Source organism: Sphaerimonospora mesophila, assembly GCF_001417795.1.
GTDB lineage: Bacteria > Actinomycetota > Actinomycetes > Streptosporangiales > Streptosporangiaceae > Sphaerimonospora > Sphaerimonospora mesophila.
Window position 1 is genome coordinate 194,474 of sequence record NZ_BCBX01000033.1, and the last position, 21,920, is coordinate 216,393.

General features: G+C 69.9%; 21 protein-coding genes and 3 tRNA genes. 14 read left to right on the plus strand and 10 right to left on the minus strand.

The genetic code is table 11. The annotated features are described in order from the left end of the window. Nucleotides 1-191 precede the first annotated feature (191 nt). Complete coding sequence (gene cimA, locus AP234_RS10875; RefSeq protein ID WP_055479477.1) at nt 192-1,793, plus strand: citramalate synthase; 1,602 nt, start codon at nt 192-194, stop codon at nt 1,791-1,793. Nucleotides 1,794-1,880: 87 nt separating this feature from the next. Here cimA and AP234_RS10880 read toward each other — a convergent pair whose 3' ends face one another. Together AP234_RS10880 and AP234_RS10885 are read right to left on the minus strand one after the other, a co-directional pair. Beyond that, nucleotides 1,881-3,593, minus strand: coding sequence for a heparinase II/III family protein (locus tag AP234_RS10880; protein WP_083501988.1), 1,713 nt, complete (start codon nt 3,591-3,593; stop codon nt 1,881-1,883). 362 nt (nt 3,594-3,955) lie between these two features. After that, nucleotides 3,956-4,357 (minus strand): antibiotic biosynthesis monooxygenase family protein, encoded by a 402-nt coding sequence (locus tag AP234_RS10885; protein ID WP_200926403.1) that lies wholly within the window; start codon nt 4,355-4,357, stop codon nt 3,956-3,958. Nucleotides 4,358-4,510: 153 nt separating this feature from the next. Here AP234_RS10885 and AP234_RS10890 point away from each other — a divergent pair, with 153 nt between their 5' ends. Next, nucleotides 4,511-5,281 carry a fumarylacetoacetate hydrolase family protein gene (locus AP234_RS10890; RefSeq protein ID WP_055479478.1) on the plus strand — a complete coding sequence of 257 codons (771 nt, stop codon included), beginning with the start codon at nt 4,511-4,513 and terminating at the stop codon, nt 5,279-5,281. A 28-nt stretch (nt 5,282-5,309) separates the two neighbouring features. After that, the gene (gene gltX, locus AP234_RS10895; protein ID WP_055479702.1) at nt 5,310-6,638 is read left to right on the plus strand and encodes a glutamate--tRNA ligase; all 1,329 of its coding nucleotides are present in this window, start codon (nt 5,310-5,312) and stop codon (nt 6,636-6,638) included. 60 nt (nt 6,639-6,698) lie between these two features. Here gltX and AP234_RS10900 read toward each other — a convergent pair whose 3' ends face one another. Beyond that, nucleotides 6,699-8,681, minus strand: coding sequence for a M3 family metallopeptidase (locus AP234_RS10900; RefSeq protein WP_055479479.1), 1,983 nt, complete (start codon nt 8,679-8,681; stop codon nt 6,699-6,701). A gap of 226 nt (nt 8,682-8,907) precedes the next feature. Here AP234_RS10900 and AP234_RS10905 point away from each other — a divergent pair. The 3 genes from AP234_RS10905 to AP234_RS10915 all read left to right on the plus strand — a co-directional run bounded on the left by AP234_RS10905 (nt 8,908) and on the right by AP234_RS10915 (nt 9,225). Continuing rightward, nucleotides 8,908-8,979 (plus strand) — tRNA-Gln (locus AP234_RS10905). A 58-nt stretch (nt 8,980-9,037) separates the two neighbouring features. Then, a tRNA-Glu gene (locus AP234_RS10910) sits at nt 9,038-9,113 on the plus strand. A gap of 39 nt (nt 9,114-9,152) precedes the next feature. Continuing rightward, a tRNA-Glu gene (locus tag AP234_RS10915) sits at nt 9,153-9,225 on the plus strand. Between the two features lie 179 nt (nt 9,226-9,404). Here the strand turns inward: AP234_RS10915 and AP234_RS10920 are convergent. Together AP234_RS10920 and AP234_RS10925 are read right to left on the minus strand one after the other, a co-directional pair. Further along, a complete protein-coding gene (locus tag AP234_RS10920; RefSeq protein WP_055479480.1) occupies nt 9,405-11,120 on the minus strand; it encodes a hypothetical protein in 1,716 nt (571 codons plus the stop codon). A 36-nt stretch (nt 11,121-11,156) separates the two neighbouring features. Then, nucleotides 11,157-11,873: an IclR family transcriptional regulator gene (locus AP234_RS10925; protein WP_055479481.1), complete on the minus strand. Its 717-nt coding sequence runs from the start codon at nt 11,871-11,873 to the stop codon at nt 11,157-11,159. 140 nt (nt 11,874-12,013) lie between these two features. On the opposite strand from AP234_RS10925, the gene leuC reads away from it, so the two are divergent. The 4 genes from leuC to AP234_RS10940 are packed head-to-tail and all read left to right on the plus strand — an operon-like array spanning nt 12,014 to nt 14,640. After that, complete coding sequence (leuC, locus tag AP234_RS10930) at nt 12,014-13,399, plus strand: 3-isopropylmalate dehydratase large subunit (protein ID WP_055479482.1); 1,386 nt, start codon at nt 12,014-12,016, stop codon at nt 13,397-13,399. 60 nt (nt 13,400-13,459) lie between these two features. Next, nucleotides 13,460-14,047, plus strand: coding sequence for a 3-isopropylmalate dehydratase small subunit (leuD, locus tag AP234_RS10935; RefSeq protein ID WP_055479483.1), 588 nt, complete (start codon nt 13,460-13,462; stop codon nt 14,045-14,047). Continuing rightward, nucleotides 14,026-14,286, plus strand: a complete 261-nt coding sequence (locus AP234_RS34845; protein WP_083501990.1) for a hypothetical protein — start codon at nt 14,026-14,028, stop codon at nt 14,284-14,286. Before leuD ends, AP234_RS34845 begins: the two co-directional genes overlap by 22 nt. Nucleotides 14,287-14,337: 51 nt before the next feature. Continuing rightward, nucleotides 14,338-14,640: an HU family DNA-binding protein gene (locus AP234_RS10940; RefSeq protein WP_055479484.1), complete on the plus strand. Its 303-nt coding sequence runs from the start codon at nt 14,338-14,340 to the stop codon at nt 14,638-14,640. Nucleotides 14,641-14,723: 83 nt separating this feature from the next. Here the strand turns inward: AP234_RS10940 and AP234_RS10945 are convergent, their stop codons facing one another. Beyond that, nucleotides 14,724-14,924 (minus strand): cold-shock protein, encoded by a 201-nt coding sequence (locus AP234_RS10945; protein WP_055479485.1) that lies wholly within the window; start codon nt 14,922-14,924, stop codon nt 14,724-14,726. Nucleotides 14,925-14,933: 9 nt separating this feature from the next. Continuing rightward, a complete protein-coding gene (gene cofC, locus AP234_RS10950; protein WP_083502024.1) occupies nt 14,934-15,635 on the minus strand; it encodes a 2-phospho-L-lactate guanylyltransferase in 702 nt (233 codons plus the stop codon). A gap of 77 nt (nt 15,636-15,712) precedes the next feature. On the opposite strand from cofC, the gene AP234_RS10955 reads away from it, so the two are divergent. The 3 genes from AP234_RS10955 (at nt 15,713) to AP234_RS10965 (ending at nt 18,736) form a co-directional block, all read left to right on the plus strand. Continuing rightward, nucleotides 15,713-16,447, plus strand: coding sequence for a lysophospholipid acyltransferase family protein (locus AP234_RS10955; protein WP_055479487.1), 735 nt, complete (start codon nt 15,713-15,715; stop codon nt 16,445-16,447). Nucleotides 16,448-16,510: 63 nt separating this feature from the next. After that, nucleotides 16,511-17,518, plus strand: coding sequence for an NAD(P)H-dependent glycerol-3-phosphate dehydrogenase (locus tag AP234_RS10960; protein ID WP_055479488.1), 1,008 nt, complete (start codon nt 16,511-16,513; stop codon nt 17,516-17,518). A gap of 87 nt (nt 17,519-17,605) precedes the next feature. Further along, nucleotides 17,606-18,736, plus strand: coding sequence for a D-alanine--D-alanine ligase family protein (locus AP234_RS10965; protein ID WP_055479489.1), 1,131 nt, complete (start codon nt 17,606-17,608; stop codon nt 18,734-18,736). Nucleotides 18,737-18,939: 203 nt separating this feature from the next. Here AP234_RS10965 and AP234_RS10970 read toward each other — a convergent pair whose 3' ends face one another. Both AP234_RS10970 and AP234_RS10975 read right to left on the minus strand, forming a co-directional pair. Then, nucleotides 18,940-19,341 (minus strand): DUF3515 domain-containing protein, encoded by a 402-nt coding sequence (locus tag AP234_RS10970; protein WP_235558106.1) that lies wholly within the window; start codon nt 19,339-19,341, stop codon nt 18,940-18,942. A gap of 88 nt (nt 19,342-19,429) precedes the next feature. Further along, complete coding sequence (locus AP234_RS10975) at nt 19,430-19,663, minus strand: Lrp/AsnC family transcriptional regulator (RefSeq protein WP_055479491.1); 234 nt, start codon at nt 19,661-19,663, stop codon at nt 19,430-19,432. A gap of 47 nt (nt 19,664-19,710) precedes the next feature. Between AP234_RS10975 and AP234_RS10980 the strand changes: the two genes are divergently transcribed. Further along, entirely contained in the window at nt 19,711-20,721 is a 1,011-nt protein-coding gene (locus tag AP234_RS10980) for a thiamine-phosphate kinase (protein WP_083501991.1), read from the plus strand. Between the two features lie 22 nt (nt 20,722-20,743). Here the strand turns inward: AP234_RS10980 and AP234_RS10985 are convergent, their stop codons facing one another. After that, complete coding sequence (locus tag AP234_RS10985; RefSeq protein WP_055479493.1) at nt 20,744-21,919, minus strand: ABC transporter permease; 1,176 nt, start codon at nt 21,917-21,919, stop codon at nt 20,744-20,746. Nucleotide 21,920: the final 1 nt, after the last annotated feature.

The window sequence follows — 21,920 nt, forward strand, 5'->3', positions numbered from 1 at the left end:
CAATGTGCCAGTGGCTGGGAGCATGTGGCAGACTGCTGGGCATCATGTTCTACGGTCTGCTCATTATCGGCAGGCGCGCCGGCTAGACAAGGGACAACGCCGGCGCGCAGACCTCTCACGTCCGTGAGGGGTCTTTTTGTTTGGGCCGATGAGCGCGCGGCGACGACCGGACCCGCGAAGGAGACGAAGAGATGACCGACGACGGCTTCCACGTGTACGACACGACGCTCCGTGATGGGGCCCAGCAGGAGGGGCTGAACCTCTCGGTCGCCGACAAGATGGCGATCGCTCGTCACCTGGACGGCCTGGGCGTCGGCTTCATCGAGGGCGGCTGGCCGGGCGCCAATCCCAAGGACACCGAATTCTTCCGGCGGGCTCAGACCGAGCTCGACCTGAAGCACGCGCAGCTCGCCGCGTTCGGCGCGACCCGCCGGGCCGGTGTGAAGGCCGCCGACGATCCGCTGGTGGCCGCCCTGCGCGAATCCGGAGCGCCGGTCGTGACGCTCGTCGCCAAGAGCCACGACCGGCATGTGGAGCTGGCCCTCCGCACGACGCTGGAGGAGAACCTCGCGATGATCCGCGACACGGTCTCCCACCTTCGTGCGGAGGGCCGGCGCGTCTTCCTGGACGCCGAGCACTTCTTCGACGGATACCGCTCCAACCCCGCCTACGCCCTCGAGGTGCTGCGCGCGGCGGCCGAGGCCGGCGCCGACGTGGTCGCGCTGTGCGACACCAACGGCGGCATGCTCCCCGACGAGCTCGCCGAGGTCGTCCACGAGGCGGTCGGCACCGGTGCGAGGATCGGCATCCACTGCCACGACGACACCGGCTGCGCCGTGGCCAACACGCTGGCCGCGGTCAAGGCGGGCGCCACCCATGTGCAGGGATGCGCGAACGGGTACGGCGAGCGCTCGGGCAACGCCAACCTCTTCACGGTCGTGGCCAACCTCCAGCTCAAGCGAGGATTCGACCTCGTGCCGCCGCAGTCCCTGGCCGACATGACGCGCATCGCGCATGCGATCACCGAGGTCACCAACGTCACGCCCAACTCGCACCAGCCCTATGTGGGCGCCTCCGCCTTCGCGCACAAGGCCGGGCTGCACGCCTCGGCGATCAAGGTGGACCCCAACCTCTACCAGCACATCGATCCCGGCCTGGTCGGCAACGACATGCGGATGCTGGTCTCGGACATGGCCGGACGGGCCTCGGTGGAGCTCAAGGGCCGCGAGCTGGGCTACCGCCTCACCGGCGAGCAGTCCCGCGAACTGGTCGAGCGGGTCAAGGACCTGGAGTCGCGCGGGCACACCTTCGAGGCGGCCGACGCCTCCTTCGAGCTTCTGCTGCGCGACACCGTCGCCGGCGAGCGCAGGCGATACTTCACCGTCGAGTCCTGGCGGGTCATCGTGGAGCGCCGCCCCGTCCTCGACCCGGCCACCGGTTCCACGACGTTCGAGGTCGCGAGCGAGGCCACGGTGAAGCTGCAGGCCAAGGGCGAGCGGATCGTCGCGACCGGGGAGGGCAACGGACCGGTCAACGCCCTGGACAAGGCCGTACGGCTGGCCCTGGAGAAGCTCTATCCCGAGCTCGCCGCCGTCCAGCTCATCGACTTCAAGGTCCGCATCCTGGAGGGCACGCAGGGCACCGGCGCGATCACCCGCGTTCTGATCACCTCCAGCGACTCGACCGGCGACTGGGCCACGGTCGGCGTCGACGAGAACATCATCGAGGCGTCCTGGCAGGCCCTCGAGCAGGCCGTGACGTACGGACTCCTCCGTGCGGGGCATGAGGCCTGACCACGATGCCGGTGCGGAGCACGCGGCCTGACCCGTGGTCAGGCCGCGGCCGGGCGGACCCACTCTTCGGCCACGACGGAGTGGTCGTTACGACAGGGTGCCCGAGGTGCCCACCCGGAGGGTCACCTTGCCGCCGGAGGTGTGGACGGCCACGCTGCGGCCGGAGCAGGTGACACTCGGCTTGTCCGTGCCGGGCACGATGAGCGTCAGCAGCGCCTCGGCCGCAGGGGAGACCACGGCCGGGGCGCGCTCCTTCTTCATGTAGCCAGGCGAGATCCACCCCTGGTAGGGGCCGGTCTGGCCGGTGACCACCCGCTGCCCGCCGATCGGCTTGCACGACGGCATCTCGAGCTGCACGAGCGTGGCCCGCCAGTTGCCGTCCGCCATCACGATCCGTCCCCGTTCCGAGGAGACGACCTTCAACGCCGGGTCGAGGTGCCACAGGTTGCGCAGCTTCCCGCCCCCGGTGTCGAGCACGGCCATCACGTCGTCGTGGTGGTTGACCAGCACGGACCGGGTGCGGCGCACGCCGTACGCCCGGTCGGTCAGCGTGAACGACTGCCGGTCCTTGCCGATGGAGCGGCGGGTGAGGGCCGTGGCCGTGTGCCCGCGGAACTTCCTGCCCACGATGACCGGCACGTTGTGGGCCTCCGGGGTCATCGTCCAGCGGCGGTACGGCGTGTTCTCGTAGGAGTGGAAGCCCACCTCGGTGAGGATGGAACGGCCCTGGGCGTAGTAGGTCACGCCCAGGTGATCCTCGTGCCCGTGGAACTTCCGGCCGGGGCCGAAGCGGATCGAATAGTACGCCGACTGCGGGTCGTCCCAGGTGGTGCGGCCGAAGACGTACCCGGCCCTGAAGACCTCGACGGTCTTCTTGCCGTGGTCGAAGCCGCTCGGCTGGATGTCGGCCGGGCCGTCCCCGATGGGCACCAGATAGCCGTTCGGCATGGTGGCGGCGGCGATGTGTCCGGTCAGGCTGTTCCACCGCCGCACCAGCGTGGCCGGCGCCTTGATCCCGCAGTCGGCCATCGTGTCCATGGCGACCCTGAGACGCTCATGGACGTAGATCGCGTAGCGCGGGGCCTGCTCCATGAGCGCGCCCTCGGAGTCGATGTCGAGCTTCATCGACTTGACCATTCGGCGCATGGCGAGGTTCTTCCAGCCCTTGTTGCCGTAGCGGCAGCCGATCCGCAGCAGGCCGATGTCCTGGTCGAGCCCGTGGTTGTGGCCTTCCTCATACTTGCTCGGGTCGGCCAGCAGTTTGGCGTGCCGAGCGAGGCTGCGGGTGAGCCAGGTGCCCTTGACGTGCCTGCTCAGGCAGACCAGGGCCGGAGCGCGGAGCGCGATGGGGTGCTCGTCCCAGGCGTACTTCGCGGTGCCGCGCCCGCCGTAGGGGTTGTCCGCCACCCAGTCCTTGGCGATCTCGGTCGCCCGCTTGAGGTACTCCTCCTTGCCGGTCGTCTCGTAGTCGGCGACCAGCCGGCCCATCCAGCGCAGCGACTGGAAGACCATCTGCCAGGAGCGGTTCCGGTACGGATCCGCCCGCCAGTTGACGTTCTTGCCGACGCTGACGGCGGGGAAGTCGAGAAACGACAGCTTGCCGTCCATGATCTCCGGCGCGGTGGGGGTGGCCGGCAGCCAGTCCCCCTGACATTCGGCGGTCCGTTTCACGCCGGCCGTGGCCTGCGCGGTGGTCGCCGACGCGCCGCCCGGAAGAGCCAGGGCGGACACGCTGCCCACGAGGAGCAGAGCGGACAGGCCTAGGCCGTGTTTCCTGAGGACGTGAGTGCGGCCGCGCACGCCAGATTCCTTCCGGCAAGATTCAAGGCGGGAAGCGCCATGCTGGCCGAATCACGGCAATGCGGTCAAGTCGCATTGATCACATCGTTAACATCACTCACATCCCCACCCACCCCCTCCCCACCCTCGCCGTGATCTTGAGATTTCTCGCACGGATGCGCCTTGACCTGGGATTTCCCTTCCCGTGATCTTGCAGAAACTCGCAGGGGCCTCGAGCTGCCTGCGGCTTCGCCATTCGTGATCTCGCAGTGCAAGATCACGAATTGAACAACGCCAGGTGGAGGGCGTCGCGTGCGAGTTTCTGCAAGATCACGAAAGGTGTTCGTGCAGCTCAAGCGGCAGGTCTGCCGGTATTCGCGAGATCACGGCTTGGGGGTGGGGGCGGCGGTCTGGACGACCTCGAACGACCACACCTCGGAGGCCGAGGCCGCCGGCCCCCCGCCGTGTCCGTGACCCTGCTGCCCGTGGTCCTGATGTCCGTGGCCGTGGCCGTGGCCCGGTCCGTGCCCCTGGGCCTCGCCCTGTGCCTGGGCATGGCCGGCCTGAAAGGCCTGGCTCTGCTGCCAGCGCTGGAAGTCCTCCTCGCTGCGCCACCGGGTGTAGACGAGGTAGCGGTCGGTCCCCTCGACGGGCCGCAGCAGCTCGAACCACTCGAACCCGTCGGACGACTCGACCATCCCGGCCCGGCCGGCGAACCGCCGCTCCAGTTCCTGCCGCATCTCCTCGGGCACCGTCAGCACGTTGATCTTCACGACAGAAGGCACAGGAACCCCCGTACGACTCGGTTCTCACCGCCCGGTTGCGCGGCCGTTCAGCACCACCATACGGAGGTACCGCCCTCGCCCCCGCGGGACGCACCGCCCTGGACACCACGCCTTATGGGCGAACCTCGGCGGCCGGGGCACTAGGCTCGTGACGTGCGTATCGCGAGGTTTTCCAAGGGCGACGGGGTCGCGTTCGGAGTGCTGGAAGAGGGCGAGCAGGTCATCGCCCACGTCGCGGGCCACCCGTTCGGCGGGGTCGAGTTCACCGGCGAGCGCTATCCGCTCGCCGAGGTCCGCCTGGTCGCCCCGATGCTGCCCAGCAAGGTCATCGCGATCGGCAAGAACTACGCCGACCACGCCAGGGAGATGGGCGGCGAGGCGCCGGCAGAGCCGGTCGTCTTCCTCAAGCCCAGCACATCGGTGATCGGGCCGGGGGAGCCCATCGCCTACCCGGAGAAGCTGTCCCAACGGGTCGACTACGAGGGCGAGCTGGCCGTGGTGATCGGACGGCTGTGCCGCGACGTGCCGGCCGAGCGGGCCCACGACGTGATCTTCGGGTACACCTGCGCCAACGACGTGACCGCCCGCGACCTGCAGTCCAGGGACGGACAGTGGTCCAGGGCGAAGGGCTTCGACACGTTCTGCCCGCTGGGCCCGTGGATCGAGACCTCGCTTGACCCGGCCGACCTCGCGCTCACGACCACGCTCAACGGGGAACTGCGGCAGAGCGCGCGCACCTCCCAGCTCCTGCACGACGTCCCAGCGCTCATCGCGTACGTGAGCGCGGTCATGACCCTGCTGCCCGGCGACGTCATCCTGACCGGCACACCCGCGGGGGTCGGCCCGATGTCCGTGGGCGACGAGGTGAGCGTCGGCATCGAAGGAATCGGAACTCTTACAAACCGGGTGATCTCACGTGATTAGGGTGCGCTTCGCCCCTTCGCCCACCGGCATGTTCCATGTCGGAGGGGCCCGCTCCGCGCTGTTCAACTGGGCCCTGGCCGAGCAGGCCGGCGGCAAGTTCGTGCTCCGGATCGAGGACACGGACGCCGCGCGCAACCGGCCGGAATGGACCGAGGGGATCATCTCGGCCCTGGCCTGGATCGGCATCAACGGCGACTCGCCGAACTTCGAGGGTCCGTACTTCCAGTCCGCCTACGAGCAGCAGCACCGCGAGGCGGCGGCACGGCTGCTCAAGGACGGCAAGGCGTACCACTGCACCTGCACCCGGGACGTCGTGAAGGCCAGGACCGGCTCGGAACACCAGGGGTACGACGGCCACTGCCGCGACCTGGGCCTGACCGAGGGCGCGGTACGGTTCCGCAGCCCCGACGTGGGCGTGACCGTGGTGGAGGACCTCGTACGCGGGCGGGTGGAGTTCCCGAACGCGTCGATGGAGGACTTCGTCATCGTGCGCGGTGACGGATCGCCGCTGTTCATCCTCGCCAACGTGGTCGACGACATGGAGATGCGGATCAGCCATGTGGTCCGCGCCGAGGAGCACCTGTCGAACACGCCCAAGCAGCAGCTCCTGTGGGAGGCGCTCGGCGCGCCGCCCCCGGTGTGGGCGCACGTGCCCGTCATCGTCAACGAGAAGCGGCAGAAGCTGTCCAAGCGCCGGGACAAGGTCGCGCTGGAGTCCTACCGGGACGAGGGCTATCTCGCGGAGGCGATGGTCAACTACCTCATGCTGCTCGGCTGGGGGCCCGGGGACGACCGGGAGATCATGTCCTGGTCGGAGATGATGCCGCTGTTCCGGCTGGAGGACGTGAACCCGTCGCCGGCGTTCTTCGACGAGAAGAAGCTACGCGCGTTCAACGGCGAGTACATCCGGGCGCTGCCGCCGGACGTCTTCATCGGCCGCTGCGAGCCGTGGCTCGACCCGTCCTGGGACCGGGACGTGTTCGCCAGGGTCGCGCCCCTGGTCCAGACCCGGGTGGCGGTGCTGTCCGAGGTCACGGCCAACGTCGACTTCCTCTTCCTCGACGAGCCCGTCTTCGACCAGCCGTCCTGGGACAAGGCGATGAAGCCGGGCGCTGCGGAGATCCTCGCCGGATATGCCGAGCGACTGGAGTCCGTCGCCTGGGACCCCGAGTCGCTGAAGGTCGCCCTGGAGGAGGTCGGCGCCGCCCGCGGGCTCAAGCTCGGCAAGGCCCAGGCCCCGGTGCGTGTGGCGATCACCGGCCGGACCGTGGGCCTGCCGCTGTTCGAGTCGATCGAGGTCCTCGGCCGCGAGCGCGCCCTCGACCGGCTCCGTACGGCTCTGGCCAAGCTCTCCTGACGCGTGGCCGGGCCACGGCCGCGGGGGTCACCCCGCGGCCATGGCGTACGGCCCCGTGGGTCACAGCAGGCCGCGGCGGGCCAGCAGAGGCGTGATCTCGGGGTCCCGGCCCCGAAACGCCCGGAAGGCCGCCATGGAGTCGACGCCGCCGCCCTTGGACAGCAGCTCACGGCGGAACCGGTCGCCGTTCTCGCGCCGCAGCCCGCCGTTCTCGTTGAACCACTCGACGGTGTCGGCGTCGAGGACCTCACTCCAGATGTAGGAGTAGTAACCCGCGCTGTAGCCGCCCGCCCAGATGTGGGCGAAGTACGTGCTGCGGTAGCGCGGCGGAACGGCCGGCAGGGCGACGCCGGCCTCGGCCAGCGCCCCGGCCTCGAACTCCTCGGGGTCCTCCCCCGAGTAGGCGGTGTGCCACGCCCAGTCGAGCAGCGTGGCGGCGAGGTATTCGACCGTGGCGAATCCCTGGCCGAACTTCTGCGACTCCAGCAGCCGGTCGACGAGATCCCGCGGCATCGGCTCGCCCGTCTCGTAGTGCTTCGCGTAGTTGGCCAGGATCTCGGGGTGGGTCGCCCACATCTCGTTCACCTGGGACGGATACTCGACGAAGTCGCGCGGCACGGCCGTACCCGAGAAGCGCGGGAAGCGCACGTCCGAGAACAACGCGTGCAGAGCGTGCCCGAACTCGTGGAACATCGTGTTGACCTCGTCGAACGTCATCAGCGTCGGCTCGCCCTTGACGATGTTGAGGTTGTTCACGACGACCGGCCGGGTGCCCTCCAGCGCCGACTGCCTGACCAGGCTGTTCATCCACGCGCCGCCCCGCTTGGCGGCCCTGGCGTGGAAGTCGCCGAGGAACAGGCCCAGCGGGCCGCCGTCCGCGTCGAACACCTCGAAGACCCGCACGTCCGGGTGATAGCCGGGCAGGTCCTTCCGCTCGGCGAAGGTGATCCCGTAAAGGCGGGTGGCCGCGTAGAAGACGCCACGCTCCAGGACGGTGTTCAGCTCGAAGTACGGCCGCAGGCGGGCGCCGTCGATGTCGTAGCGCGCCCTGCGCGCCTTCTCGGCGTAGAAGGCCCAGTCCCACGGCTGTACGGCATGGCCCGCGAGCTCCTCCAGCTCCGCCTGCTCCCTGCGGGCGTTCGCCACGGCGGGCGGGACGAGCTTGGCCAGCATCTCGGTGACGGCCCCGGTGGTGCCCGCCGTCTGGTCCGCCAGGACGTACTCGGCGTGATCGGCATAGCCCAGCAGACGGGCCCGCTCCCGGCGCAGCAGCGCCATCTCCCTGATCAGTTCGGTGTTGACCGTGCCGCCGCGTCCGACGGACGCGGCGTGGACGCGTTCACGCAGCGACCGGTCGGTCAGCGAGGCGAGCGACGGCTGCCCGGTCGGCAGCACCAGCGAGATCACATGCTTGCCGTCCAGGCCGCGCTCGGCGGCGGTCTCGGCGAGCCCCCGGATCGCGTCCTCCGTCAGGCCGTCCAGCTCGGCCGCCTCATCGACCACCACGGCCCGGCTGTTCGTGTCCGCGAGGAGATTCTGCTGGAAGGTCGTCGCCAGCTCCGACAGCCGCTCGTTGAGCCGCCTGAGCCGCTCCTGGTCGGCCTCGTCCAGCAGGGCGCCGGCCCGGGTGAAGTCGGTGAGGTAGCGGTCGAGCAGCCACCGCTCCTCCTCGCCGTCCGCCTCCACGGCCCGGATGCGGGCGAACAGCTTCGCGTTGAGATGTACGGCGTCCGCGTGCTTGGCCAGCTTCGGGGTGACGTCCTGCTGGATCTTCTGGATGCCGGGGGTGGCGTCGGCGGACGCCTGGTTGAAGAAGACGGTGCTGACCCGGTCGAGCAGCCGGCCCGATCTCTCCAGCGCCTCGATCGTGTTCTCGAACGTCGGCGGTTCGGGATCGTCCGCGATCGCCGCGACCTCGGCGAGGTGCTCGGCCATGCCCCGCTCGAACGCCGGCGCGTAGTGCTCTTCCTCGATCTCACGGAAGGGCGGCAGCCCGTAGGGCAGGTCGCTGGGGCTGAAGAAGGGGTTGTCGGCCGGCTGCATCGAATCTCCTTGAGCGTGGGTCGTGGGGAGGAGGTCCGCGGCGGCTCCCCGTTGTCCCGACTGCGCACCGGCGGTCCAGGGGACGGCCGGCGCCGTACGCTTTCAGCCTCGCACAACCATCGCCTACGACGATGTCGCGCGGCACGCCGCAATCGTTTTGGTAGTGGGTCCCAAGCTGGGCTATCCTTTCGGAGTCGCAAGCGGGGCGGTGAGCCCGGTGAGCGGATGGGGTATGGGGTAATTGGCAGCCCGACGGATTCTGGCTCCGTTAGTCTAGGTTCGAGTCCTGGTACCCCAGCTGGATCCCCCCCAAGGGATTCGGTTGGAAAATCGCAGCGATGCGACACACAGTGAACGGTCCCGTCGTCTAGTGGCCTAGGACGCCGCCCTCTCAAGGCGGTAACGGCGGTTCGAATCCGCTCGGGACTACCACTGTGAGCCTGTGCGTTGTTGTAGAGGCTCCATGGTGAAGGCTCCGTCGTCTAGTGGCCTAGGACGCCGCCCTCTCAAGGCGGTAGCGCCGGTTCGAATCCGGTCGGGGCTACACGTAAGAAAACCCCCGGTACTCCTGGCGCCGGGGGTTTTCTCATGTCCGCTTTCGCGTCTCCGGGAACGTCGCGTCTCCGGGAACCGCGCGCGTCGTCTCCGGGAACGTCGCGCGTCCGCCCACGTCGTTCTGTGGACGGACGCGCAGAGGGATCCCCGAGGGGCGCCCGGAGAGTGTCAGTTCCCGGAGCGGGCCTTGAACAGGGCGCGTTTGGCGGCCTTGCTCACCTGCTTGTCGGGATGGGCGTCGGCGATGGCCTCCAGCAGCTCCTCCAGATGCGGGTGCCGGATCTTCCAGATGCCGTCGAGTATCCCGACGAGCGTCTGAGCCGGGCCGATCTCGTGCAGGCTGCTCAGGAACTCGGCCCGGCCGAGCCCGGCGGAGATCGTCCACATGTCGAGAATCAGCCAGTGGGTGTCCGCCGGGGTCGGCTCCGGTGCTCCCTCGATCCCCATCTGGGTCAGGTGGGTCGCGGCGTACGGACGCAGCGACGGCTCCTTGGCCGCCTCATGCCAGGCGGGCACGGCCGCCTCGCCGAGCGAGCCGACCAGGCTGGCCGCCTGGACGCGGACGAGCGCGTCCGACTCGTCGTCGGCGGCGGCCGCGAGCAGCTCGGAGGCGGCCTGGGCGGGTGTGCGCAGCGCGAGCCACGAGGCGAACTCGGCGTCCGCCTCCTCCTCGGTCATGTCGGCGCTGAGCGACAGCAGGTCGAGCGCCGACATCGCGTCGATCGCGGGCCGGGCGCTCACCTCGACGTCCTCGTCGTCGAGCAGGTGCACCACGCCGTCGGTGCCGAGCGGGGTCAGTGAGATCACGCCGTCGTCGACGGTGACCATGCCGTACCCGCTCAGCCACGCCACGACGGAGGCGAGCGGATCACCGGCCGCCGCCCACGCGTCCAGACCGAGATCGTCGTACTCCGACACGGCCTGGGCCAGCTCTTCCCGCAGCTCGGCGAGGGTCCGCGTGCCCTGGTTGAGCAGCAGTTGGATCAGCAGCGCGCGGGTCAGCCCGGACAGCGCCAGCGTCAGATCGTCGTCGTCGAGCTCGGGGTCGCCGTAGTCGATCGAGTGCAGGCCGGTCGTCCAGACGTCGAGGACGTCCTCGTCGTCCTCGAACGGCCAGCCGGAGGTGTCGGGGTCGACGCTGACCGTGTCGCTGCCGTCCGGGGCGAGGAACTCCAGGTCGATGGCGAGGTTCCAGATGTTCCACAGATACTGCGCGTCCGGGAGGCCGAGCGCCTGTACGGCTTCGCTCACCTCGTCGTCGGACAGGAGCGTCTCGGTGCCGACCTTGCGGCCCGTCCCGACCCACAGCGCCAGGTCGCGAGCCTGGGCGATCAGCGGGACCCCGCGGGCGGCCTCGGCCAGCTCGGCGTCGGAGCGCAGGCGGATGGTGGGCAGCGCCGCGATCTCCTCGGCGAACGGCTCGAAGTCGCCCAGGCTCTCGCCGACCTCCTCGAACTCGTCCTCGTCGTCCTCGTCGTCCTCGTCGTCGTCCCAGGGACTCCCGTCCAGGATGTCCTCCATCGCGTCGACGAAGTCGTCCTCGAGCTCGTCGAGCTCGGCGAGCAGGACGTCCAGGGCGTCGGCGCGCGGCGACAGCCGTCCGGTCGACGACAGGAACGTCAGATAGGACCGCATCGCCGGCATCAGACCGTCGGCGGCCGCCTCGGGGTCTTCCACCGCCTTGGGGAAGTGTTCGAGCAGCACGGTGCGCAGGTCACCGCGCTTCCACAGCCCCGCCTCGTCTCGGACGGCCAGGCGATGCCATAGTGCGGCGGGTCCCACGAGCTCGGGATCGCTGCCCGGTGCGTTGTCCGGCACCCAGAGAATGAATTCTTGGAGCAGAGGACGCAGTTCAGCGGCGGCTGCCTCGATGCGATCGGTCACCCCGCCAGACTAGAGGCATCCGGAGCCGGTCTCTAATCAGTTTGCCCGCCGCATCGCCTCGGTGATCCGCTCGGCCGCCGCCACGACGGGACCGGCGTGCATCCGCCCGGGTGTGCGGGTGAGCCGCTCGATCGGACCGGAGACGGAGATGGCCGCGACGACCTTGCCGCCGGAGCCGCGAATCGGGGCGGACACGCTGGCGACGCCCTGCTCGCGCTCGCCGACGCTGTGCGCCCAGCCCCTCCTGCGTACGCTGGACAGCGTCGTGGCGGTGAACTTGGCGCCGCGCAGGCCACGGTGCAGCCGGTCCGGGTCCTCCCATGCGAGCAGGATCTGTGCCGCCGATCCCGCGGTCATCGGCAGCGCCGAGCCGACGGGGACGGTGTCGCGCAGGCCGCTGGCGCGTTCCGCGGCGGCCACGCAGACCCGTTCGTCCCCCTGCCGCCGGTAGAGCTGGGCGCTTTCCCCGGTGAGATCGCGGAGCTGGGTGAGCACGGGCCCCGCCACGGCGAGCAGCCGATCCTCGCCGGCGGCCGTGGACAGCTCGGACAACCGCGGCCCGAGGACGAAACGTCCCTGCGTGTCACGGGAGACGATGCGGTGGTGCTCCAGCGCGACGGCCAGCCGGTGGGCGGTGGGCCTGGCCAGACCGGTCGCCTGGACGAGCTGCGCCAGGGAAGCGGGGCCCGCCTCCAGGGCGTTGAGTACGAGAACGGCCTTGTCGAGTACTCCGACCCCGCTAGAGTTGTCCATACCCCGATACTGCCGTCTCGGTATCCGAGATGCAAACGCAATAGGGGAATTCAGCATATAAAGTGTCCATATCCCGATATCCCTGTCTCGATATTCGAGACGACGTAACCCGGGGGCCGAGCGCAAGGAGGCGTTTCACCATGGGTCGCACACTGGCCGAGAAAGTCTGGGAGCAGCACGTCGTACGACGTGCCGAGGGCGAGCCCGACCTGCTCTACATCGACCTCCACCTCGTCCACGAGGTGACCAGCCCACAGGCGTTCGACGGCCTTCGGCTCGCCGGCAGGCCGGTGCGCCGTCCCGACCTGACGATCGCCACCGAGGACCACAACGTGCCGACCGTGCTCGGGCCCATCTCCGATCCGGTCTCGCGCACCCAGGTCGAGACCCTGCGGAAGAACGCGGCCGAGTTCGGCATCCGGCTGCACCCGATGGGCGACGCGGGCCAGGGCGTGGTCCACATCATCGGTCCGCAGTTCGGCCTCACCCAGCCCGGCATGACGATCGTCTGCGGCGACTCCCACACCTCGACGCACGGCGCGTTCGGCGGCATCGCGTTCGGCATCGGCACGTCCGAGGTCGAGCACGTGCTGGCCACCCAGACGCTGCCCGCCTACCGGCCCAAGATGATGGCCATCGAGGTCGCGGGGGAGTTGCCGGTCGGCGTCACCGCCAAGGACCTCATCCTCGCCATCATCGCCAAGATCGGCACCGGCGGCGGTCAGGGCCACATCGTGGAGTACCGCGGCGAGGCCATCCGCAGGCTCTCCATGGAGGGCCGCATGACGGTCTGCAACATGTCGATCGAGGCGGGCGCCCGGGCGGGCATGATCGCCCCGGACGAGACCACCTTCGAATACCTGCGCGGCCGGCCGCACGCGCCCACCGGAGCCGCCTGGGACCAGGCCGTCGAGTACTGGAAGACCCTGCGCACGGACGACGACGCCGTGTTCGACAAGGTCGTCGAGATCGACGCCTCGACGCTGACGCCGTTCGTCACCTGGGGCACCAACCCGGGGCAGGGTGCGCCGCTCGGCTCGGCCGTACCGTCTCCGGAGGACTTCGCCGACCCGGTCGAGCGGGCGGCGGCCGAGCGCGCGCTGGAGTACATGGGTCTCGCAGCGGGCACCCGCCTGCGCGAGATCGAGGTCGACACGGTCTTCGTCGGCTCCTGCACCAACGGCCGGCTGGAGGACCTGCGGGCCGCCGCCGAGATCCTGCGTGGTCGCCAGGTCGTCACCCGCACGCTGATCGTGCCCGGTTCGATGCAGGTCAAGAAGGCCGCGGAGGAGGAGGGCCTGCACGAGGTGTTCAAGGAGGCCGGCGCCGAGTGGCGTGAGGCGGGCTGCTCGATGTGCCTGGGCATGAACCCCGACACGCTCAAGCCGGGCGAGCGCAGCGCCTCGACCTCCAACCGCAACTTCGAGGGCCGCCAGGGCAAGGGCGGCCGCACGCACCTCGTCTCGCCGGCCGTCGCGGCCGCGACCGCGGTCACCGGCCGGCTCACCGCGCCCGCCGACCTCTGAGACGCGCTGAGACCCGCCGAGACTTCGAAATCCGACAGGGAAGACCAGGGAAGACCACTGATGGAAGCCTTCACCACGCACACCGGCCGGGCCGTTCCGCTGCGCCGCAGCAACGTCGACACCGACCAGATCATCCCGGCCGTCTGGCTCAAGCAGGTCAGCCGCACCGGTTTCGAGAAGGGCCTGTTCTCCGCCTGGCGTGAGGACCCGTCCTTCGTCCTGAACGACCCCGCGTACGCGGGGGCCACGATTCTCGTCTCCGGCCCGGACTTCGGCACCGGATCGTCCCGCGAGCACGCCGTCTGGGCGCTCCAGCAGTACGGCTTCCGCGCCGTGATCGCCTCGCGGTTCGGCGACATCTTCCGGAACAACTCCACCAAGATGGGCCTCCTGCCGGTCGTGCTCCCCGAGGACGTCGTCGAGCGCCTGCAGACGGCGGTCGAGGCCGACCCGGCCACCGAGGTGACCGTGGACCTGGTCGAACGCCAGGTGCGCTTCGGCGACCTCGCGTTCTCCTTCGAGATCGACGACTACACCCGCTGGCGGCTCATGGAGGGCCTGGACGACATCGGGCTGACCCTGCGTCACGCGGCCGACATCGAGGTGTACGAGAATGGACGGCAGCCATGGCTGCCGACGACCGTCTGAGCGAGCCTCAGACCCCGGAAGACCGCCTGGCGCGGCGACTGCGTGATGCGCATCGCCGCGTCAGGGCGTTAGCCTTACCACAGGAGGAGCGGGCCCGTCTGACGCGTCGGCTGCTCGCGATCTCTGACGTGGCAAAACGGGACATAGCCCATGCGGCCCGCCGGCTGGATGCCTTCATCGCCTATCTGGACGGCACATCCGACACGCCGAGCAGGCGAAACATGCCGCCCGGTGATTGAGTCCCGAGACCTCGTCCCCTAACTTCAAGCGCGTAAGGGGGAGGGAACCAAATGAACAAGAAGGAACTCGTCGAGGCGATCACCGATCGCGTCGGTGACAAGAAGACGGCGACCGAGGCGGTCAACGCCGTTCTCGATGCGATCCAGCACGCCGTCGCCAGCGGCGACAAGGTCTCGATCACCGGATTCGGCGCCTTTGAGATGGTGCACAAGCCCGCTCGTACGGCTCGCAACCCTTCGACGGGCGACCCCATCAAGGTCGAGGAGAGCTGGGCACCCAGGTTCCGCCCAGGCGCCGAGTTCAAGGAGCAGGTCAACGCAGGCGGCAAGGCCTCGGCACAGAAGAAGTTGTAGCAACCGGCCGGAACGGTGAGCGTAACCGATCCGCAGTGGCGCCCGGATGGTCATTCGGGCGCCACTCGTCTTCTCGCCGCCGATCAGGGCGTGGGAAACGTGGAGAGGGTGACGTACGTGACGCGACCAGCGGTCAGGACGATGTTGACCCGCTGGCCGGAGCGCAGATGCCGCAGTGGTCCGGCGTCGAACGCCTCCGCTTCGAACGGGATCTCCGTCCCGTCGTCGAGGAACACCGAGCCCGAGCGCGTCGCGGCGTCGAACGTCTTGACCGTGGCCTGCACGCGATCAGCCTACTCGTGCCCGTCCGCCGGCTCGGCCGACGAACGACGCCCGGCCTCGGGCGGTCCGGACGGCGTCTCGCCGAGTGCGAGGAGTGCGGCGACCGCAGCGGTGGCGGGGCCGACGCCCAGGGCGAGCGCCTCGCGCAGGTCAGTCACCGTGTCGACGTCCCGGCGGACCGAGGGGATGCCGTCGAGCGTCAGCTCCTTGGCCCCGCCGGCCAGGTGCCGCGCCCTCGACTCGCCACCGAAACCGGGCCGGAACGGCACGCCGGGCCGTACGCCGTAGAAGGTGGTGCCCACCTCCGCCGCGTCGGGCACGAACGACTGCTCGAACTCCGCGGCCGCCGTCAGCACCGTCTCCAGCTCGCCGGGCCGCAGCGCCGGCAGGTCGGCCTGCAACGCCCCGATCGCGTCCGCGGGCGCGAGCCGTACGGCCTCGGCCGCGCCGTGGCGCAGCGCCGTGTTGAGGCCCCGGTCCGGGTCGCTCACCACGTGGGCGCCCAACAGTGCGAGGCGCCGCGCCGGCACCGGGTCCGCCGTCACCACCACCACACGTGCCACGAGCGGGCAGCGCAGCGCCGCCGACACCGTGTCGGACGCGACCGCCACGGCCAGGTCGGTCCGGTACGGCCCGGCCGCAGCGGCCAGGCGTGTCTTCGCCCGGATCAGGGTCTTGACGGGCACCACAATGGTCCATCGCGCGCACTGCATGCCGTCAAGCATCCCGCCTCGACATTTCCGATGGCCAACCGGGAGACTTGTGCCGATCCCGCCGATTTGGAGAACCAGTGACCCAGCCCAGCCGCCGCCGTGCCGGACGCCCGCCCCGCTTCTGGGAGGCCCTGGCGGTCGTCGTCGTCAAACCGCTGTCCCGGCTGTTCGTGAAACGGAAGTGGCGCGGCGGCGAGCATGTGCCCCGTGAGGGCGGACTGATCATCGCGGCCAACCATCTGTCCTGGTCGGACCCGGTGCTGCTGTCTCACTATCTCTACAACACCGGGCGCTGGCCGACGATCCTGGCCAAGGCGGGGCTCTTCAAGGTGCGCTTCCTCGGCCACGCGGTCACCCAGCTCCAGGCGATCCCCGTGCACCGCGGCAGCACCGAGGCCACCCAATCGCTGAAGATCGCCGAGGAGCGGCTGCGCGCGGGCGCGTGCATTCTGTTCTATCCGGAGGGCACGATCACCCGGGATCCCGGCATGTGGCCGATGGCAGGCAAGACCGGCGTCGCCCGACTGGCCCTCGCCACCGGGGTCCCGGTGATCCCGATCGCCCATTGGGGGGCCCAGGAGCTCCTGCCGTACGGCGCGAAGAAGCCGCGGCTGTTCCCGCGCAAGAAGTTCGAGGTGATCGCCGGGCCGCCGGTGGACCTGTCCCAGTACGCCGGTCAGCCCATGCGGGCCTCGATCCTCCGGGCCGCGACGGCCGACATCATGGCGGCCATCACCGACCTCCTCGCGGAGATCCGTGACGAGAAGGCCCCCGACGTTCCGTACGACCCCAAGAACGGTGAGAGCGCCTGACAGGGCGTACGGTGGGGACGACCGGGAGCGAGCCCGGTGTGACAAGGAGGGACGGGGCGGCCAGTGAGCAAGGCGGTCGTGTTCGGAACCGGCTCGTGGGGCACCATGTTCGCGGTGATCCTCGCCGAGGCGGGCACCCGCACGACCCTGTGGGGTCGGCGGGGCGCGGTCGTGGACGCGATCAACGACAGGCACGAGAACCCGGACTACCTGCCCGGCCTGCGGCTCCCCGAGACGTTGCGCGCGACCACCGACCCGGCCGAGGCGATGGACGGCGCCGACTACGTGGTGCTCGCGGTCCCGGCGCAGACGCTCCGGTCCAACCTCGTGGAATGGAAACACGCCATCCCCGGCGGTGCCGTGCTCGTGAGCCTCATGAAGGGCGTCGAACTCGGCACCTGCAAGCGGATGAGCGAGGTCATCCGCGAGGTGGCCGAGGTGCCGGAACGGCGGGTCGCGGTCGTGTCGGGGCCGAACCTGGTCGGTGAGCTGGCCCGGCGCCAGCCCGCCGCCACCGTCGTCGCCTGCTCCGACGCCGAGGTGGCCGACCGGCTCCAGGAGGCCTGCCACCTGCCGTGGTTTCGCACCTACACCAATCCGGACGTCATCGGGGTCGAGCTCGGCGGCGCGGTCAAGAACGTCATCGCGCTGGCCGTCGGCGTCGCGGCCGGCATGGGCCTGGGGGACAACGCCCAGTCCATGCTGATGACCCGCGGGCTTGCCGAGATCGCCCGCCTGGGCGCCGCGCTCGGGGCAGACCAGCACACGTTCGCCGGCCTCGCCGGGATGGGCGACCTCGTCGCGACCTGTACGTCTCCGCTGTCCCGCAACCGCACCTTCGGGGAGAACCTGGGGCGCGGGATGACCCTCGCCGAGACCGTCGCGGCGACCAGGCAGACCGCCGAGGGGGTCAAGTCCTGCGAATCGGTGCTCGACCTGGCGCGCAAGCACAACGTGGAGATGCCCATCACCGAGGTGGTGGTCGGCGTCGTCCACGGCGGCATGACGCCTCCCGAGGCGGCCGCGCTGCTGATGTCCCGGGCTCCCAAGCCCGAGCGCTACGGTCTGTGACGCCTGGTCATAGCTTGGTCGTACCCTTGGCCGGGCCTGCGGCTGACGAGCCGTTTTGCCCGGCAAGAGGCGGTAGATTCGGACACCATGAACTCGGACACCACGAACGAGGATCGCCGGCCCGGGCCACGTGTGCGCGTGGCAGTCGTCTTCGGCGGCCGCAACTCCGAGCACGCCGTCTCCCTCATGGGAGCGGGCAGCGTGCTCGAGGTGATCGACCGGTCGAGGTATGACGTCGTCCCCATCGGGATAGCCCAGGACGGGCGGTGGGTGCTGGTCCCCGGCAGCCAGGCGTACGCGATCGAGGGCGACCGCCTGCCCTCCGTGGACGAGTCGGGAACGGCTCTCGCGCTGCCGTCGGAGTCCGCCTCGCTCGTCGCCCTCGAGCCCGGCGAGATCCCGCGCCCGCTCGGTGAGGTGGACGTGGTGTTCCCCGTCCTGCACGGGCCGTTCGGCGAGGACGGCACGATTCAGGGCCTGCTGGAGATGGCGGGGGTCCGGTACGTCGGTTCGGGTGTGCTGGCCAGCGCGATCGGCATGGACAAGGCGTACATGAAGCTGGTCCTGCGGGGTGCCGGGCTGCCGGTCGGGCCGTTCGTCGTGATCGGCGACCGCGACTGGCGCACGGATCGGGCGCGGATGCTCAAAGAGGTCGAGGAGCTCGGCTGGCCGGTCTTCGTGAAGCCCGCCCGCGCCGGGTCGTCCCAGGGCATCTCCAAGGCGCACGATGCCGCCTCGTTGGAGACCGCGGTCGAGCTGGCCCGCGAACACGACCCGAAGGTGCTCGTCGAGGCCGCGATCACCGGCCGGGAGATCGAGTGCGCGGTGCTGGAGTCGCTGGGGGACGCCGTGCCCGAGGCGAGCATGCCGGGCGAGGTGCACGTCCGCGAGGACCACGAGTTCTACGACTTCGAGGCGAAGTACTTCCCCGACGGAATGCGGCTCGACGTGCCCGCCGACATCCCAGGTGAGGTGGCCGAGACGATGCGCGGCATGGCGGTGCGCGCCTTCGAGGCCCTCGGCTGCGAGGGGCTGGCCAGGGTCGACTTCTTCTTCACGCCCTCGGGCGAGGTCATCGTCAACGAGATAAACACCATGCCAGGGTTCACGGCCCAGTCGGTCGCCCCGAAGCTGTGGGCCGCCAGCGGTCTGCCGTACCCGGAACTGGTCGACCGGATGATCCAGCTCGCACTGAACCGCCCGGTCGGCCTGCGCTAGCGCGGTGACGATGAACCCCGGCCTCGATGCCTGATCGGCGCGGTCCCTCCACCCACGATGCGCCGGGAGGAAGCTCCGGTCCACTGCCGGGCCCCGTCACGCGGGGCTCGGTGTGCGGTCCTCGCTCCCTCCCGCTCCGCTCTCTCGATCCCGCCGAACGTCGGGGAAGCACTCCCGCCGGTCCCGGTCCAGACGGTGACGGGCTATTCCGGGATGGTCTTCTTGATAGGGTCGGCGAGATCGACGAGGACCGCACCGGAAACGTGCTTGTTGGAGATGGTCACCTCGACGTACGCCGATCGATTGACGGCGGTGAACAGCGCCGGTCGCTGGGGATCACGGAACCAGCCGACGCCGTTGACGTCGAGAACCTCGGCGGTCGCCGTCATCGAGCCGGGCCGGGGCACACCGCAGCGCAGCGCGATCTCCCCGTCCCCCCAGACCGCGACGTACGGCGAGGCGGGCTCGAAGATCGTGCGGTTGGCGCCGTCCAGATTGTGGGGGAGTATGGCGCCGAGCCTGCGACAGACCTCGGCGGCCGCGCCGGTCGGCGTCGGCGGTTCGACCTGGACGGTGGTGGAGCACCCCGCCAGAACGGCCGACATCACGGCCATGACGGCTGCTGCCCCCGAGAGAAAGGCCGGTTTTCGCATAGCCACCCGATCGGGCCGGATCGACTGCCCGGCTCCCTCGTCAGATGTGAACGATCGGACAGGTTAGCGTACGGGTGATCCCCTCGACACCCTGGATCTGGGCCACCACGAGCTTGCCCAGCTCGTCCACGTTGTTGGCCTCGGCGCGGACTATCACGTCGTACGGGCCGGTGACGTCCTCGGCCTTGGTCACGCCGGGGATCGAGGAGATCTCACCGGCGACGTCGGCCGCCTTGCCGACCTCGGTCTGGATAAGGATATAGGCCTGGACCATGCGTCCTCCCTGATGGAGATCAGTGCCGGAGCGTAACCGTACCTCGAATACACAGGGGGTGTGTCATCACAGTCGGAGAACTCGGTGAATTCGGAGTAATTAGCCGAATATCGGGTCGTCTATCGCAAAGCCCTGCCGTGCTGCTCGGACCCGGTGACGACGCCGCCGTCCTGAGCGCGCCCGACGGCCGGGTCGTGGTCACCACCGACGTTCTGATAGAGGGAAGACATTTCCGCCGTGATTGGTCGAGCGGCTACGACATCGGCCGCAAGGCGGCGGCCCAGAACCTCGCGGACATCGCCGCCATGGGCGCCGAGCCGACGTCGCTCGTCGTCGGTCTTGGGCTGCCGGCCGACACCGCGATCGAGTGGCTCGACGCGCTCACCGACGGCTTCCGCGACGAGTGCGCCCTGGCCGGAACCGGTGTGGCCGGCGGCGACATCGCCGGGTCGGAGATCGTCATGATCGGCGTGACCGCGCTGGGAGACCTCGGCGGCCGGCCTCCGGTGACCAGGTCGGGCGCCCGCCCGGGACACATCGTCGCCGTCACCGGCCGGCTTGGCTACGCGGCGGCCGGACTGGCCCTGCTGCGGGCCGGGCTCACGCCCGCCACCCTGCCGGGAGGCGAGGGGGCGTCGCCGGGCCTGGTGGCGCTGATCGACGCGCACCGGCGTCCGCAGCCGCCGTACGCCCGGGGGCCCGAGGCGGCCGGGCTCGGCGCGACCGCCATGCTCGACGTGAGCGACGGGCTGCTGCAGGACCTCGGGCACGTCGCGGCGGCCAGCGGGGTGACCGTCCGGGTGGACGCCGCCGCGCTGCCGCTCCCCGAGGTCTTCGCCGAGGCCGCCGCTGTGCTCGGCGACGGCACGGATCCGCTCGGCTGGGTGCTGACCGGCGGCGACGACCACGCCCTCGCCGCGACGTTCCCTCCGGACGTGCGGCTCCCGCCCGAGTGGACGCCCATCGGCGACGTCACCGAGGGCGAAGGCGTCCAGGTCACCGGACACACCACCACAATGGACGAGACGACCGGTGGCTGGGACCACTTCCGCGGCTGAGGGCGCCCTGCTGTCAATGCGCTCAGCGCAGGGCGTCGACGGGTTCCATGTGGGCGGCCCTGAGCGCGGGGTAGAGACCGGCGAGGAGACCAACCAGAGCGCCGGCGGCCGGGGCCGCCAGGGCCAGCCGTACGTCCAGGACGGGGGTCCACTGCTTGACGGCGGAGACGGCGACGATGGCGATGGTGCCGACGCCCGCGCCGATCACGCCGCCGGCGAGGCCGGTCATGGTCGATTCGAGCAGGAACTGCATGGCGATGTGGCGGCGGGCCGCGCCCAGAGACCGGCGCAGGCCGATTTCCGCGATGCGTTCCATGACGGTGACCAGAGTGACGTTGGCGATGCCGACCGCCCCCACGACGAGGGAGACCAGACCGAGGATGAGGAACAGGCCATTGACGTCGTCCTGGACGCCCTCCCGGGCCCGTTTGGGGGTGGGCGGGGCGATGACCTGCAGATCGTCGGGGTGGTTCGGCGATAGCGCGAGCGGAGCCTGGCGGGCGATGAGGTCGGCGGCACCGAGACTGGTGTTGATCAGGACCCGAGTGACGTCCCGCAGGCCGAAGTCCGCCCCGATGGTGGGTGGGACGATGACGGCGGTGGACAGGATCTGCTCGCGCCGCAGGTCGCCGAGGATTCCAATGACGGTGTACGCGTGATCCTTGATGAAGACAGCGGGCGCGTTGTTCAGGCGGGTGATGCCGAGCATCTTGGCGGCCTGCTCGCCGAGCACGACGACCTTGTCCCGGCGTCGGATATGCCCGGTATCGAAGAACCGGCCTCCGATCATGCGGCCCTGGACGGTGCTGGGAAGCTCGGGCGTGGTGGCCACCACGGCCAGCGTCTGGTAGGTGACCTTGGTGGGGTCGATCAGTGCGTTGGCGGTGACTGAGAGATTCGAGCTCTTGTCGTTCTGGGCGAGTGCGGAGGCCGACTCGACGCCGTGCAGGCGGGCCAGGTCGGTGAGGGCGTCCCAGGCGACGAGTGGGTCGCGGCCCTGCGGCACTTCAACGGTGATCGCAGTGGCGGTGAGCTCGTCGAACCGACCGACGATCTGATTGCCGGCGGTGCCGGCGATGCCCAGGGTGATCACCAGGGTGGTGATGCCCAGGACGGTGCCCAGAGTGGTGAGCGCGGTGCGGACAGGGCGGGCCAGCATGCCGGCCAGCGCCTCGTTCCACAGATCGCGGGGGTCCATG